Here is a 15,267-nt window from a genome sequence, read left to right as displayed (position 1 = left end):
TTATCTAGAGTAATATTCAATTACTAAATTTGGCTCCATCACAATTGGATAAGGAACTTCTTCAAACTTAGGTACTCTCACAAATTTAACTTTTTTGTTTTTCTCGTCCATTTGAATATATTCTGGTGTTTCTCTTTCTTTACTAGCTAAAGCAATATCAATAATTGCTAATTGCTTAGATTTGTCTCTAATCTCTATAGAATCTTCTTCTTTAACTATGTAACTTCCAATATTAACTTTTTTACCATTCACTCTAACATGTCCATGGTTAATTAATTGTCTTGAAGAAAAAACTGTTGTTGCAAATTTTGCTCTGTAAATAACTGCATCTAATCTTCTTTCCAGTAAACCGATTAAATTTTCACCAGTATCACCTTTAAGCATAACAGCTTTTTTATAAATATTTCTAAATTGTCTCTCATTAATGTTACCGTAGTAAGCTTTTAATTTTTGCTTAGCTTGCAACTGAGTTCCGTAATCAGAAAGTTTTCCTTTTCTACCTTGACCATGTTGTCCTGGTCCATAGTCTCTTTTATTAAAAGGACTCTTTGGTCTTCCCCATAGATTGGCTTTAAGTCTTCTATCTACTTTATGTTTAGAGTTTAATCTTTTTGTCATTTGATATTGGGGTTTATAAGCTTACAGGCTATTTTGTCAATCAACGTTTTTTACCCAAACTAGCGAATACACTGGCTAATATACGCGTTTCTTTGGCTGATAATTCCATTCTATAGAAAATATTTCTAAGATTTTCTAGCATAATAGGTTTCTTCTCCTTTGGTTTGAAAAAATTGATCTCATCTAAGTTTTGAATACATAAATTGGTCATTGAATGTATCTCTTTTTTGGAGGCAGCTTTAACTTTTTTAGATTTTTTAAAATTGGAAGTCTTAGATTTTATGATACTTGAAACGTACTGAGCAATGATAATTAAACTATGAGATAAATTTAAGGATTTGAATTCAGGATTAGTTGGAATTTGCAACGTGTAATTTGCATAACTTACTTCATTATTTGATAATCCTGATGCCTCAGATCCGAAAAGAAATGCTATTTTTTTGGTAAAATCAATCTTTTTTAAGTTTTCTAATTGAATATGTTTAATATTTTTGTTTCTAAATCTAGCAGATGTTGCGATGACATAATCTATATTTTTTAGTGCAGGCTCTAAGGTATCAAACACTTTGCTCCTATTAATTATATTTTTAGCACCAACAGAAGTTGCTAAAATTTTATCATTAGGAAAAATAGGTTTTGGATCAATAATTGATAATTTTTGGAAATTAAAATTTTTCATACCTCTTGCACATGCGCCAATATTTTCTGATAACTGGGGCTTATGTAAAATGAAAGTAATATTATTTGATGACATTATTTATGATAAATCAAAACTTATAAGCTAGCTGGAGCCTTATCTTTAAATAATTTATAATCCAAACTATCAACTAATGCTTTAAATGATGCATCAATTATATTTGGTGAAACACCTATGGTAAACCAATTTACACCTTTAGAGTCTGTGCTTTCAATTGAAACTCTAGTTACTGCTTCAGTACCTGTATTTAAAATTCTTACTTTATAATCAACTAATTTTAAGTCTTTTAAATACTCAGAATATTTAGCAAGTTTGTTTACATTCTTTCTAATCGCATTATCAAGTGCATTTACAGGTCCATTACCCTGTCCTTCACATAATATTTTTTGACCATCAACTTCTAATTGAGCTTTAGCATGAGAAATAATTTCACCAGTACTGTCTTTTTTAACTGATACATCATACTCATTAATTAATATGTATCGCGGGATATCACCTATCAACCTTCTTGCTAATAATTCAAATGAAGCATCTGCTCCATCATAACTATAACCTATAAATTCTCTGTCTTTAACTTCACTTAAAAGTTTTTTAATTTTTGGATCATTTTTTTCGATTTGGATACCAATAGATTTTAATCTAGACATTATGTTTGATTGACCAGCTTGATCTGAAACAACAATGTTTCTTGAATTTCCTACTTCCTCAGGTTCAATATGTTCATAAGTTTTTGGATTTTTTTGAACTGCAGAAACATGCATTCCACCTTTGTGTGAAAAGGCAGAAGCGCCCACATAAGGTAAATGTTTGTTAGGTTTTCTGTTTAATAATTCATCTAATAATCTTGAGCATTGAGTTAGATTTTTTAAATTTTCTCGTTTGATATTAAGTTCAAATTTATCACTAAAATCCCTCTTTAAAAATAATGAAGGAATTAAAGACATTAAATTTGCATTACCACATCTTTCCCCTAATCCATTGATGGTTCCTTGAATTTGTCTAACCCCCGCCTGAACTGCAGCTAAACTATTTGCTACAGCATTTTCAGTATCGTTATGCGCATGAATACCTAGATTTTCACCTGGAATATGTTTTGTAACCTCTGATACAATTTTTGATACTTCGTGTGGAAGAGTTCCACCATTCGTATCACACAAAACAACCCATCTAGCACCTTGATCAAACGTTGCCTTAAGACACTTTAATGCATAATCAGGGTTTGATTTATATCCATCAAAAAAATGTTCTGCATCAAACATGAATTCTTTGCCTGAGCCAACTATATGTTTTGTACTTTCGGTAATGTTTTCTAAATTTTCTTCATTAGTGATTCCAAGTGCTACATCAACTTGAAAATCCCAGGATTTTCCAAACAAACAAACTGCAGAACTTTTTGAATTAATTAGAGAAGCTAACATCGGGTCATTTTCAGCACTATGCTCTGATTTTTTGGTCATACCAAATGAAGTTAATTTAGCATTTTTAAAACCATGATCTTTGTTAAAAAATTCAGTATCTGTTGGATTAGCTCCTGGCCAACCACCTTCTATGTAATCAACACCCAAGTTATCAAGAGAATTTGATATTTTTTCTTTATCATCAATTGAAAAATCGACACCTTGAGTTTGAGCACCATCTCTTAACGTGGTGTCAAAAATATATAGTTTTTCCTTGCTCATTTAAATTTCCAAATTGTTTTACCATCTTTATCTTCTATTAAAACACCTTTGTCCAAAAGGTAGTTTCTTATATTATCAGCTTCTTTGTAATCTTTATCAGCCCTAGCTTTATTTCTAAGTTCTATCTTACTTTCAATTTCTTCTTCTGAAATATCTGCTTTATCTTTTTTATAATTTAACCACACCTCTTTAGTTTCTTGAAGTAAACCTATGAAGTTACAAGCTGAATTAAATATTTGTTTATCCTCATCATTTCCTTTATTAGCTTTTTCATAAAGATTATGTAAATTTGCAATATAACCAGGTGTATTTACGTCGTCATACAAGGGTTGAATAATTTCATCATTAACAGCTTTGTTTGACGGCAAATAAACATTATACCATTTATCAATCGTATTTTGACAATCCTCTAATAGTTTATCGTTCCAATCCAATGGCTGTTTGTAATGAGCGCTAATCAAAGCTAATCTTAAAACTTGTCCGCTAACTTTTTTTCTAAAATCTTTTATCTTTAAAATATTTCCTTGAGATTTTGCCATTTTTTCATTAGACATAGTGATAAATGCATTATGCAGCCAATAATTTGCAAAAACTTTAGTGTCATTTGCACATCTTGATTGAGCTATTTCATTTTCATGATGTGGAAAAATTAAATCTATTCCTCCTCCATGTATATCAAACTCATTACCTAGAAATTTCTTAGACATTGCTGAACACTCTAGATGCCAACCTGGCCTACCTTTTCCCCATGGTGAATCCCAAGAAGGTTCATTTTCTAAAGAAGGTTTCCATAACACAAAATCTTCAGACTTCTTTTTGTTGTCACTTACTTCAACTCTTGATCCAGCAATTAAATCCTCTAACTTTTTGTTAGATAATTTTCCATAGTCTTCAAACTTTTTGACTTCAAAATAAACATGTTTATTATTTTCATAAGCAAAATCTTTTTTGATTAATTCAGAGATCATCTCAATCATTAAATCTATATGTTCTGTCGCTTTAGGTTGTTGTGTTGGAGCTTCACAATTTAGATAATTACAATCTTCATTAAAACTTTTGATTACAGTTTCAGTTAAATCTGAGATAGATATTTTCTTATCATTTGATGATTTAATTATTTTATCATCAACATCTGTAATATTTCTTACGTAAGTCACTGAAGAAAATTTACTCTTTAGTATTTTAAAAAGAATATCAAAGATAACTATAGGTCTAGCATTACCAATATGGGGGTCATCATAAACTGTAGGGCCACAAACATACATGCCTACATTTTTTTCATCTATTGGAACAAATTTTTCTTTTTTGTTACTTAGATTGTTTGTTAAAAAAATATCTTTATTCATCATTTTAGAAATATACTTAATTTATAGATTTGTGAATCTATTTGATTAATTTGGAATTTTGCAGACTGGAATGGGCTCCATTTTATGCAAATTTTGTTTTCTTATTGTTTCGTATTTAGCTCTATTAGGTGAATTTGGGTTATCCATAGCTTCTTCTAATTCTTGATATTTTAAACCAAGCTGACCTTCATCTGTTCGACCATCGTCCCATAGACCATCTGTAGGAGCTGCCTCAATTATTTCGTTTAAAATTCCAAGCTCTTTTCCTATCTCCCAAACTTCTGTTTTATTGCAATCTGCTATTGGAGAAATATCAACTCCACCGTCACCATACTTTGTATAAAAACCAACACCAAAATCTTCAACTCTATTACCCGTGCCAACAACAATACCTTTGTTTGCTGCGGCTACCTGATAAAGAGTGGTCATTCTTAATCTTGCTCTAGAATTTGCCATTCCATGTTCATTATCAAATTGAGATAATGTAGAAGAAAAAGCGGAAAATAATTCATCTAAGTTTACTGTGTGTGCTTCAACATTATCAAATTTCTTAACCAACCACTCTTGATGTTTTAAACTTAAATCATGTTGCTGAGATTTTTGTTTAATTGGCATTGATAATACAATTGTTTTTAATCCAGTCATTGCACTTAAGGTGCTAGAAACAGAAGAGTCTATCCCACCGGAGATTCCAATAACCAATGATTGTGCCTTACTTGGCATATTGTTGGCATAATCTTTTATCCAATTAGATATAAAATTTACTTTTTCTGAGGCATTCATAAACTTAAAATATTATTAGTTGGTATCTTTTACAATGTTTTAAGATGCCGCTCTGTCTGCATTTTTAGAATATAAACTATTCTTTTTAATCTCATCAGAAATTAAAAAAGCTAATTCTAAGGCTTGATTTGCGTTAAGTCTCGGGTCGCAATGAGTGTGATATCTAGATGATAAATCTTTTTCTGATATTTTTTGAGCTCCGCCAATGCATTCGGTTACATTTTGGCCAGTCATTTCTATGTGCAAACCACCCGCATAACTTCCTTCACTTTGATGACAAGCAAATACATTCTTAACTTCATTTAAAACGCTATTAAAAGGTCTTGTCTTAAATCCTGTTGCAGCTTTAACCGTATTACCATGACAAGGATCACACGACCAAATTACATTTAAACCCTCTTTTTTAATTGCTCTTATTAATTTAGGTAAATGTTTTGAAACATTGTCTGCACCAAATCTTGATATTAAAGTAATTTTTCCTTTTTCATTAATTGGATTAATTTTATTACAAAGATTTATTAAATCTTCTGGTTTTAAAGTTGGCCCACATTTAATTCCAATTGGATTTTCAATTCCTCTACAAAATTCAACATGTCCACCATCGAGCTGTCTAGTTCTATCTCCGATCCAAACAAAATGAGCTGAGGTGACATGATTTTCTCCAGTCGTAGAGTCTGTTCTTGTCATTGTTTCTTCAAAAGGTAATAACAGTGCTTCATGTGAAGTCCAAAAATTAACTGTCTTTAATCTTCTATTAAAATCTGAATTTATTCCACATGCATCCATAAATGCTAATGCATCAGCTATTTTATCTTCTAAATCTTTAAATCTCTTTAACGCTGGACTATTTTTAATAAACCCAAGGTTCCAATTGTGCACATTTTGCAAATCAGCAAATCCACCATGGCAAAAAGCTCTGATAAGATTTAATGTTGCAGCTGATTGAGAGTAAGCTTTAAATAATCTTTTTGGATCAGGAACTCTTGACTTTTCATTAAATTCCATTCCATTAATATTATCACCTAAATAACTTGGAAGCTCTATTCCGTCTTTAGATTCAACTGGTGAGCTTCTTGGTTTTGAAAATTGACCAGCTATTCTTCCAACCTTTACAACGGGTAAAGATGCCGAGTAAGTTAAAACTAGTGACATTTGCAACATCAGTTTAAATGTGTCTCGAATATTGTCTGGATTAAATTCTGCAAAACTTTCTGCACAATCTCCTCCTTGAAGCAAAAAAGCTTTACCATCAACTACATCAGCAAGTTGATCTTTTAGATGTCTTGTTTCACCTGCAAATACCAGTGGTGGAAATGATCCGAGTTTATCCAAAACCATATCCAATTCTTTCTTATCTGGATATTCAGGAATGTGTTTAACAGGATATTTTTTCCAACTATTTTTTTTCCAATTTTTCATATTCAACTGAGGATTGTTTTAACAGAGTTTATAATTTATTCAACTATGATAGACATTAATTTAATTAAACTTTTCATAGGCTGTTAAGATGGATTTAAAATTTCTATTAGATAAAGCAATTAAACTACATGTGCAGGGAAAACTTGATAAAGCTGAAATTATTTATGACAAGATTATTAAATTTGACGCAAATAATCTAATTGCTAATGCAAATTTAGGTTCTCTAAACAACTCCAAAAAAAAATACTCAAAAGCACTTAGATTTTTAGATCATGTTTTAAAAATGAAGCCAGATTTTATAGATGCATTAAATAACAAAGGTAATTCACTTAAAGGCCTTAATCAATATCAAGAAGCTTTAACTCTATATAATAAAGCTTTAGAAATAAATCATAATTTTGTTGATGCTCTAAATAATAAAGCTAATTGTTTAAGATATTTAGAAAAATTTGAAGAAGCACTAATTTTTTATGAAAAAGTATTAAAAATAAAACCAAATTTTGTTGAGGCAGTCTACAATAAAGGAATATGTTTTTATTTACTAAATCAACTTAATGATGCAATTAATTGTTACCAAAAAACAATTGAATTAAATCCAAATTTTATTGAAGGTTATTATAATTTAGGCTTGTTACAATTGACACAGGGAAATTATAAAGATGGATGGAAAAATTATGAGTGGAGACAAAATCGTAGTAATCAAAAAAAAGAATACCCTTACATAAATAGATTTACTAATTGGACTGGCAAAGAAGATATAAATAATAAAACTATTTTTATTTCGAAAGAACAAGGGTTAGGTGATTACATTCATTATTGTAGATATTTACCAATGGTTCAAAAATTAGGTGCTAGAATTTTTTTAGATACACCCAAACCATTAATACCACTAATTAATACAATGAAAATTGATTATAATCATATAGATAATTTAAAAGATTTAAAATTTGATTATCACTGTCCGATTGTTAGCTTGCCCTATTTATTTAATACATCACAAAACAACATACCAAATCAAATACCTTACCTTTTTACACCTCAGGTAAAAAAAGAATATTGGAAAAAAAAATTAGAAAAAAATAAAAAAAAAAAGATTGGTATAAAATGGTGTGGTATAGCCACACATAAAAATGATAAAAATCGGAGTGCAAATCTTGAAAAAATTAAGTCATTATTTGATCTACCCTATGAATTTCATTCATTAGACTTTGAATTAAAGGAAGAAGATAAAAGAATTTTAAAAGAAATTCCAAATCTTAAATTTCATGGAAAAGATTTACTGGGCCTTGATAGTACAGCCGGCCTAATTGAACAATTAGATTTAATTATTAGTGTTGACACAAGTATGGCACATTTATCTGCATCTATAGGTAAAAAAGTTTGGATTATATTGCCACATATTCCTGACTATAGATGGTTATTAAATTGTGAAGATAGTCCTTGGTATCCAAATATAAAACTTTATCGCCAAAGCAAAAAGGATGATTGGGTAAAAATAATTAATATTATAAAAAAAGATATTGCTAAAACTTGATAATTTTAACCAAATATAATCTCATGAAAAAATCTGCCTGGCATTAAAGTAAATGCGCTAGCAATTAAAAGAGCTCCAATATACACGCCAATCATTGAATGCATATGTGCAATTTTATATCTTTCTATTTTTGTTTTTTTGAATTTCTTTATATTCCAAATAGAATAAATTAATGAACCTATGGTGTATGGTATTAAAAGATGAATTAATGAATATTGTTCAGGATTTATTGTTTGAATAAATATTGCTGTTAGAGAAACAATTATCAAAACAATCACCCAGGTACGACCAAGTATTTTATGATTCTTTGTGCCTTTTTTTTTTATAAAAATATATAAACCGAGCGGAATTGCTAAAAGTGCTAGTGCTGCATGAATATAAATTATCTGCATATTTAATTAATAAACTCTCTGTTAAAAACTACTCTACGGTTACAGATTTAGCTAAATTTCTTGGCTTATCGATATCATAACCTTTTTTAAGAGCTGAATAATAAGCAAGCTTCTGAAGAGGGACAGTTAAAAGAAAAGGAAGTAAATCATCATTAGTACTTTCTACTTCAATTGTTTCCCAAATATTTTCAGAAATTACTTCATCTTTACTTTTATTTGTAATCAATAAAACTTTTGCACCTCTTGCAATAACTTCCTGCATATTTGATATTGTTTTTTTATAGTAATTGTCTCTAGGTGCTAAAACGACGACAGGCATTCCCTCCTCTATTAAAGCAAGTGGTCCATGTTTCATTTCACCAGCTGGGTAGCCTTCAGCATGTACATAAGACAGTTCCTTTAATTTTAATGCTCCTTCAAGTGCAATTGGATAAGAATAACCCCTGCCTAAAAACATTGAACCCTTTGCATCATTAAATGTAGAAGATATTGCCTGAATATCGTTGTCAATTAATAATGTTTTTTCAATTAAACTTGGTAAGTTTTTTAAATCTTTAATTTTTTCTTGATAATCTTTATTCTCAATTTCATTTCTAAAAGAACTTAATTTTAAAGCCAATATATAAAGTACAAGTATTTGACCCAAAAAAGCTTTTGTTGAAGCAACACCTATCTCAGGTCCACAGTGAATTGGTAATACAAAATTTGATTCTCTTGCAATCGAACTTTCAATTACATTCACCACAGAACAAGTTTTCATATTGTTTTTATTACATAAATCTAAAGCAGCATAAGTATCTGCAGTTTCTCCAGATTGTGAAACAAAAACATATAAAGTATCGACTTTAAATCTATTTTTTCGATACCTAAACTCTGAAGCTATATCTATATTAACATCTAAAGATGTTAATTCTTCAAACCAATATTTGGCCATTAAACAGGAATGATAAGCAGTACCACATCCAACTAAAGTAATTGAATTAATTTCATTAATTTTCCAAGGGAAATTATAAATGTTAATATCATTTTTAATATTATCTACATATTCCTTAATGCCAGTCTTTAAAGTTGTAGGCTGTTCTTCAATTTCTTTAGCCATATAGTGCTTAAAATCACCCTTATCATAATTTTTTTGATCAGAAGAAAGTTCCAATACTTTTTTATTAATCTTTTTTCCTTCTTCATTAAAAAAATAAACTTCATCTTTTTTTACCATGCAAAACTCACCATCATCTAAATAAGTGATTTTATTTGTCATTGATTTTAAAGCATAAGAATCGGATCCTAAATAATTTTCATTTGGACCATAACCGACTGCTAAAGGAGAGCCACGTCTAGCACCAATAATTAAATCAGGTATATCTTTAAAAATAATACCAAGAGCAAAACTCCCATGTAATTGTTTTAAAGTATTTTTAATAGCCTCTTGAATTTCAGTTTTTTTTAAATTTTCAGTAATTAAATGCACAATAACCTCAGTGTCTGTTTGTGATTTAAATATATGCCCCTTATTAACTAAATGTTTTTTTAATAACGTTGAATTTTCAATTATTCCATTATGAACAACTGAAACATTATGAGATGAATGTGGGTGTGCGTTAACACTATTAGGAATACCGTGAGTAGCCCACCTAACATGCCCAATACCAATATTTCCTGATAGTTTTTTTAAATCAAAATTTTTTTCTAAATTTTCTACCCTTCCTTCAGATTTTACTTCATTAATAAATCCATCAGATAATGTTGCTATACCAGCTGAGTCATATCCTCTGTATTCTAATTTTTTAAGAGAATTTATGATGTTAGATGAAACTGATTTGTTACTAGATATACCTATTATTCCACACATATATTATTTTCTTTTATATTTTTTAATATCTACTTGTGGTGATCTTGTTAATGCTAAAGATTTCTTTTTGACATTTTTAGTTATTACTGATCCAGCACCAACTGTACTTTCTTTATCAATTGTAATAGGTGCAACTAAAGATGAATTAGATCCAATAAAAACTTTGTCTTTAATTTTTGTTTTGCTTTTTTTTACTCCATCATAATTACAAGTAATTGTACCTGCTCCAATATTTACATGTTTGCCCACTTCGCTATCGCCAACATAAGATAAATGATTTACTTTAGATTTTTTTCCAATAGTACTTTTTTTAATTTCAACAAAATTTCCAATCTTAGAACCCTCTCTCAAAATTGTATTAGGTCTAATCCTAGCATAAGGTCCAATTTCAACTTTATTCTCAATCGTGCAAGACTCAAGATGAGAAAAAGATTTAACAATTACATTATTTGCAATTTTTACTTTTGGTCCAATAACTACATAAGGTTCAATTGATACATTTTTTCCAATTTTTGTATCATTAGAGAAAAAAATTGTTTCAGGCCCCGTCATCTTAACACCTGCTTTTAAAAATTTACTTCTAAGTTTATTTTGAATTTTTTGTGAATTTAATTCTTTCATTTTAAAATGCTTTACATTAAGAATATGTCTTAATTAATTCACATAATATTTCTTTAAAATACTTTTAAAATGAACCAAAAATTTACTATTTTATTTGATTTAGACGGCACACTTGTTGATACAGCGCCAGATCTTATGCTTGCACACAATCATGTTATGAAAAAATTTGGATATCCTACCAAATCAACTGAAGATATTAGAAATTTAGTTGGTAAAGGTGCGGGAGCTTTAATTGGAAGATCAATATGGGGGCAGGCAAAAAAAGAATTTAGTAAAGTTTTGGATGATAAGATTAAAGATGAAATGGTTAAAGAGTTTATAAATTTTTATGGAAAAAATATCATTAACGAAAGTACTTTAATTACAGGAGTAAAAGAATTTTTAAAGTGGTGCAAAGAACATAATATATCGATGGCCGTATGTACAAATAAACAAGAGCGTTTATCAAATGATCTTTTAAAAAAAATTGGAATTTATGATTTTTTTGAATATGTAGCAGGGTCAGATACTTTTGATTACTGTAAACCAGATCCTAGACACCTAACATCTGTTGTAGAAATATTAGATGGAGATATAAAAAAAACTATTATGATTGGAGATAGTGAAACAGATGCTAATGCTGCAAAAGCAGCTGAGATACCAGTTATTTTATTAGAAAATGGATATACTGAAAAAAATACAACTGAAATATATCATAATCACCTAATAAAAGACTTTATTGGTATTGAAAAAATAATATCAAAATATCTTTAATATTGATTAATTTTTTTTAACTATTAAAACAAAAACTCTATTTAGGAGTTATTTTGTTATTACACACAGTTAAAGTTTATCCATCTAAAATAAATCTACCAAAGAAGAAACAACTTGCATGGAAAATTGCTGAGATTGCAAGCGATAATGCTAAACTTAATAAAGATGCAATAGAAATGGTAATTAATAGAATTATTGATAATGCCTCAGTTGCTATAGCTTCTTTAAATAGAAAACCAGTAATCTCATCTAGAGAGATGGCTCTTAAACATTTTCGTAAAAATGGAGCAACTTTATTTGGTGTAAATTCAAAATTAAAATTTGATTGTGAGTGGGCAGCTTGGTCAAATGGTACTGCTGTTAGAGAACTTGATTTTCATGATACATTTTTAGCAGCAGATTACAGTCATCCTGGAGATAATATTCCACCTCTATTAAGTGTTGCTCAACAAAATAAAAAAAGTGGTTTGGATCTTTTAAGAGGAATTATTACAGCATATGAGGTTCAGGTTAATTTAGTTAAAGGTATTTGTTTGCACAAACATAAGGTTGACCATATTGCGCATCTAGGTCCAAGTGTTGCGGCAGGTTTAGGTACAATGCTTAAACTTAATACTGAAACTATTTACCAAGCTGTGCAACAATCACTTCATACAACTGTATCAACTAGACAATCAAGAAAAGGTGAAATTTCAAGTTGGAAAGCTTATGCTCCAGCTCATGCAGGTAAACTTGCAATTGAAGCTGTTGATAGAGTTATGCGCGGTGAAGGTGCACCAAGTCCAATTTACGAAGGTGAAGATAGTGTAATTGCTAGAATATTAGATGGTAAAAAAGCTAACTATAAAGTTCCCCTTCCAAAAAAAGGTGAAAGTAAAAAAGCTATACTAGAAACATACACAAAAGAGTATTCAGCAGAATACCAATCCCAAGCATTAATAGATTTAGCAAAAAAGTTAAGATCAAGAATACCTCAGCTAAATCAAATTAAAAAAATTAATATTTTTACAAGTCATCATACTCACTATGTGATTGGAACTGGTGCAAATGATCCTCAAAAAATGGATCCAAACGCAAGTAGAGAAACTCTAGATCACTCAATAATGTATATTTTTGCCGTTGCATTGGAGGATGGTGATTGGCATCATGTTAAATCATATACAAAATCAAGAGCAAATAAAAAAAGTACAATTAAAATTTGGAAATCGATTAAAACTTTTGAAGATAAAAAGTGGACAAGAAAATATCATGATCCAAACCCAAAAAATAAATCTTTTGGTGCAAAAGTAATCATAACTCTCAATAATGGTAAGAAAATTACTGAATCACTTGATCGAGCTGATGCTCATCCATATGGGGCTCGTCCTTTTAAAAGACGAAATTATATACAAAAATTTTTAACATTAACTGATGGAATTTTAAGTAAAAACGAAAGTGACCGTTTTTTAAAAACTGTTCAAAATCTTAAAAATTTAAAAACAGGTCAATTACATAAATTAAATATAGAAGTAAAAAAAAATAGATTAAAAAGAAATCTTAAAAAGGGAATATTTTAGTGCACTTTGTTGAAAAAGAACCCAGTCAAAAAAGAATAGATTTTAATGAAAAATTAAAATCAAATAAAATCTTAAGAGTTCCAGGTGCGTATAATCCATTAACAGCAAAATTAATTGAGGAAATTGGCTATGATGCGGTTTATGTTTCTGGAGGAGTTATGGCAAATGACCTTGGATTTCCAGATATTGGCTTAACAACTTTACAAGATGTTAGCACTAGATCGTATTTAATTTCAAGAGTAACCAACCTGCCAACAATAGTTGATATTGATACAGGTTTTAAATCTTGCAAAGAAACTATAGAAACTTTTGAAGAATTTGGAATTTCAGCTGTTCATCTAGAAGATCAAATTGAAAGAAAAAGATGTGGCCATCTTGATAATAAAGAACTGATATCGACAGATGAGATGGTTAAAAAGATTAAAGAATGTGTTGCAGCAAAAAAAGATGATAATTTTAAAATTATTGCTCGATCAGATGCAAAAGGTGTTGAGGGAATAGATAAGATGATTGAAAGATGTAAAGCATACATTGATGCTGGCGCAGAGATAATTTTTCCAGAGGCTTTACATAATGAACAGGATTTTGAAAAAGTTAGAAAAGAACTTTCTTGTTACTTATTAGCAAATATGACTGAATTTGGAAAATCTAAATTATTTAATTACAAAGAATTAGAAAATCTTGGCTATAATGTTGTAATTTACCCAGTAACTACTCAAAGATTAGCAATGAAAAACGTAGAAGATGGATTAAGAGACATTTATGTTAATGGACATCAGAACAATATTATTGATAAAATGCAATCTAGAAAAAGGCTTTATGAGTTGGTTGAATATGAAAAATATAACTCATTAGATGAAAAGATCTATAATTTTAGCACGGAAGGACACGAATAATGAGTGATGATATTAAAAAAGGTTTACTTGGAATTGTTGTAGACGAAACTGAAGTTTCTAAAGTAATGCCTGAAATAAACTCTCTCACTTACAGGGGTTATGCAGCTCAAGATTTGTGTGCTGTGTGTAAATTTGAAGAAGTGGCTTATTTAATTTTAAATAAAGATTTGCCAAATTCAATTCAACTTAAAAAATTTGAAAAAGAGGAAAAAGATAACAGAGAGTTGTCAAAAAATTTATACGAAATAATTAAACACATGCCAAAAAAATCTCATCCCATGGATGTTGCAAGAACTGCTGTTAGTGTGATGGGCTTAGAAGACAAAGAAACACCTGACTCTTCACATGAGGCTAATATGAGGAAATCGCTTAGAATTTTTGCAAAAACTCCCACAGCATTAGCTGCATTTTACAGAATTAGAAGTGGGAAAAAAATTATTAAACCAAAGAAAACTTTGTCTTTTGCTGAAAACTTTTTCTATATGTGTTTTGGTAAAGTTCCGCAAAAAGAAATTGTTAAAGCATTTGATGTGTCCTTAATATTATATGCAGAGCATAGTTTTAACGTTTCAACTTTTACTGCTAGAACTATTACAAGTAGTCTTTCTGATATACATGGTGCTATTACTGGAGCGATTGCTAGTTTGAAAGGACCATTACATGGTGGGGCCAATGAAGAAGTTATGCACATGATGAATAAGATTAAAAAACCTGAAAATGCATTAAAATGGATTAAGAATGCACTTAAAAATAAAGATGTTGTTATGGGATTTGGTCATAGAGTTTATAAATCTGGTGATTCAAGAGTTCCAACAATGAGAGAATACTTTGGTAAAGTTGCTAAAATTAAAAAAGATAAAAAATTTGAAAAAATTTATGACATCGTTGAAAAGGTAATGATTAAAGAAAAAAATATTCACCCAAATGTCGATTATCCTACAGGACCTACTTACCATTTAATGGGGTTTGATACCGATTTTTTTACTCCTATATTTGTAATTTCAAGAATTACTGGTTGGTCTGCTCACATAATGGAGCAGCATGCTGCTAACAAGTTAATTCGTCCACTAGCAAAATACAAGGGCAGTAAACATAGAAAAGTTATGGAATTAAATTATAGATAA

Annotated in this window: 14 protein-coding genes; 5 read left to right on the top strand and 9 right to left on the bottom strand. The window is 29.5% G+C overall.

All coding sequences use genetic code 11. The features are described 5' to 3' along the window. Genes rpsD through ACIJYE_RS02615 form a run of 6 tightly spaced genes read right to left on the bottom strand, consistent with a single transcriptional unit; the run spans window position 1 to window position 6,542 of the window. On the bottom strand, window positions 1-618 hold the full coding sequence (rpsD, locus tag ACIJYE_RS02640; RefSeq protein ID WP_435086855.1) for a 30S ribosomal protein S4: 618 nt from the start codon (window positions 616-618) through the stop codon (window positions 1-3). A gap of 40 nt (window positions 619-658) precedes the next feature. Next, the gene (locus tag ACIJYE_RS02635; protein WP_435091016.1) at window positions 659-1,372 is read right to left on the bottom strand and encodes an RNA methyltransferase; all 714 of its coding nucleotides are present in this window, start codon (window positions 1,370-1,372) and stop codon (window positions 659-661) included. A 20-nt stretch (window positions 1,373-1,392) separates the two neighbouring features. Beyond that, window positions 1,393-2,994, bottom strand: a complete 1,602-nt coding sequence (gene cimA, locus ACIJYE_RS02630; RefSeq protein ID WP_435091015.1) for a citramalate synthase — start codon at window positions 2,992-2,994, stop codon at window positions 1,393-1,395. Continuing rightward, the gene (gene cysS / locus ACIJYE_RS02625) at window positions 2,991-4,340 is read right to left on the bottom strand and encodes a cysteine--tRNA ligase (protein ID WP_435091013.1); all 1,350 of its coding nucleotides are present in this window, start codon (window positions 4,338-4,340) and stop codon (window positions 2,991-2,993) included. Before cysS ends, cimA begins: the two co-directional genes overlap by 4 nt. A gap of 45 nt (window positions 4,341-4,385) precedes the next feature. Next, a complete protein-coding gene (nadE, locus tag ACIJYE_RS02620) occupies window positions 4,386-5,123 on the bottom strand; it encodes an NAD(+) synthase (protein WP_435091012.1) in 738 nt (245 codons plus the stop codon). Between the two features lie 39 nt (window positions 5,124-5,162). Continuing rightward, window positions 5,163-6,542, bottom strand: a complete 1,380-nt coding sequence (locus tag ACIJYE_RS02615; protein WP_435091010.1) for a class II 3-deoxy-7-phosphoheptulonate synthase — start codon at window positions 6,540-6,542, stop codon at window positions 5,163-5,165. Window positions 6,543-6,630: 88 nt separating this feature from the next. Between ACIJYE_RS02615 and ACIJYE_RS02610 the strand changes: the two genes are divergently transcribed. After that, complete coding sequence (locus ACIJYE_RS02610; protein WP_435091008.1) at window positions 6,631-8,076, top strand: tetratricopeptide repeat protein; 1,446 nt, start codon at window positions 6,631-6,633, stop codon at window positions 8,074-8,076. A gap of 5 nt (window positions 8,077-8,081) precedes the next feature. On the opposite strand, the gene ACIJYE_RS02605 is transcribed toward ACIJYE_RS02610, so the two are convergent. Genes ACIJYE_RS02605 through ACIJYE_RS02595 form a run of 3 tightly spaced genes read right to left on the bottom strand, consistent with a single transcriptional unit; the run spans window position 8,082 to window position 10,938 of the window. Continuing rightward, entirely contained in the window at window positions 8,082-8,468 is a 387-nt protein-coding gene (locus ACIJYE_RS02605; protein WP_435091006.1) for a DUF2306 domain-containing protein, read from the bottom strand. Between the two features lie 28 nt (window positions 8,469-8,496). Then, the gene (gene glmS, locus ACIJYE_RS02600) at window positions 8,497-10,317 is read right to left on the bottom strand and encodes a glutamine--fructose-6-phosphate transaminase (isomerizing) (protein WP_435091005.1); all 1,821 of its coding nucleotides are present in this window, start codon (window positions 10,315-10,317) and stop codon (window positions 8,497-8,499) included. 3 nt (window positions 10,318-10,320) lie between these two features. After that, window positions 10,321-10,938: a DapH/DapD/GlmU-related protein gene (locus tag ACIJYE_RS02595; RefSeq protein WP_435091004.1), complete on the bottom strand. Its 618-nt coding sequence runs from the start codon at window positions 10,936-10,938 to the stop codon at window positions 10,321-10,323. A 69-nt stretch (window positions 10,939-11,007) separates the two neighbouring features. Here ACIJYE_RS02595 and ACIJYE_RS02590 point away from each other — a divergent pair, with 69 nt between their 5' ends. From ACIJYE_RS02590 to ACIJYE_RS02575, 4 genes are read left to right on the top strand one after another with little or no spacing between them, the layout of a single operon-like run. Then, window positions 11,008-11,691 carry an HAD-IA family hydrolase gene (locus tag ACIJYE_RS02590; protein ID WP_435091003.1) on the top strand — a complete coding sequence of 228 codons (684 nt, stop codon included), beginning with the start codon at window positions 11,008-11,010 and terminating at the stop codon, window positions 11,689-11,691. A 53-nt stretch (window positions 11,692-11,744) separates the two neighbouring features. Then, on the top strand, window positions 11,745-13,247 hold the full coding sequence (locus ACIJYE_RS02585; protein ID WP_435091001.1) for an MmgE/PrpD family protein: 1,503 nt from the start codon (window positions 11,745-11,747) through the stop codon (window positions 13,245-13,247). Beyond that, on the top strand, window positions 13,247-14,143 hold the full coding sequence (gene prpB / locus ACIJYE_RS02580) for a methylisocitrate lyase (RefSeq protein ID WP_435090999.1): 897 nt from the start codon (window positions 13,247-13,249) through the stop codon (window positions 14,141-14,143). Before ACIJYE_RS02585 ends, prpB begins: the two co-directional genes overlap by 1 nt. Continuing rightward, window positions 14,143-15,267 carry a bifunctional 2-methylcitrate synthase/citrate synthase gene (locus ACIJYE_RS02575; protein WP_435090998.1) on the top strand — a complete coding sequence of 375 codons (1,125 nt, stop codon included), beginning with the start codon at window positions 14,143-14,145 and terminating at the stop codon, window positions 15,265-15,267. Before prpB ends, ACIJYE_RS02575 begins: the two co-directional genes overlap by 1 nt.

Source organism: Candidatus Pelagibacter bacterium nBUS_30 (assembly GCF_051201245.1).
In the GTDB taxonomy this organism is placed as follows: domain Bacteria; phylum Pseudomonadota; class Alphaproteobacteria; order Pelagibacterales; family Pelagibacteraceae; genus Pelagibacter.
The sequence above is the reverse complement of the archived record's forward strand: the minus strand, read 5'-3'. Positions and strand labels throughout refer to the sequence as shown.

Bases quoted from the DNA above. Each gene is read 5' to 3' on its own strand.
- rpsD (WP_435086855.1), bottom strand. From the start codon at position 618: ATGACAAAAAGATTAAACTCTAAACATAAAGTAGATAGAAGACTTAAA.
- ACIJYE_RS02635 (WP_435091016.1), bottom strand. From the start codon at position 1,372: ATGTCATCAAATAATATTACTTTCATTTTACATAAGCCCCAGTTATCA.
- cimA (WP_435091015.1), bottom strand. From the start codon at position 2,994: ATGAGCAAGGAAAAACTATATATTTTTGACACCACGTTAAGAGATGGT.
- cysS (WP_435091013.1), bottom strand. From the start codon at position 4,340: ATGAATAAAGATATTTTTTTAACAAACAATCTAAGTAACAAAAAAGAA.
- nadE (WP_435091012.1), bottom strand. From the start codon at position 5,123: ATGAATGCCTCAGAAAAAGTAAATTTTATATCTAATTGGATAAAAGAT.
- ACIJYE_RS02615 (WP_435091010.1), bottom strand. From the start codon at position 6,542: ATGAAAAATTGGAAAAAAAATAGTTGGAAAAAATATCCTGTTAAACAC.
- ACIJYE_RS02610 (WP_435091008.1), top strand. From the start codon at position 6,631: ATGGATTTAAAATTTCTATTAGATAAAGCAATTAAACTACATGTGCAG.
- ACIJYE_RS02605 (WP_435091006.1), bottom strand. From the start codon at position 8,468: ATGCAGATAATTTATATTCATGCAGCACTAGCACTTTTAGCAATTCCG.
- glmS (WP_435091005.1), bottom strand. From the start codon at position 10,317: ATGTGTGGAATAATAGGTATATCTAGTAACAAATCAGTTTCATCTAAC.
- ACIJYE_RS02595 (WP_435091004.1), bottom strand. From the start codon at position 10,938: ATGAAAGAATTAAATTCACAAAAAATTCAAAATAAACTTAGAAGTAAA.
- ACIJYE_RS02590 (WP_435091003.1), top strand. From the start codon at position 11,008: ATGAACCAAAAATTTACTATTTTATTTGATTTAGACGGCACACTTGTT.
- ACIJYE_RS02575 (WP_435090998.1), top strand. From the start codon at position 14,143: ATGAGTGATGATATTAAAAAAGGTTTACTTGGAATTGTTGTAGACGAA.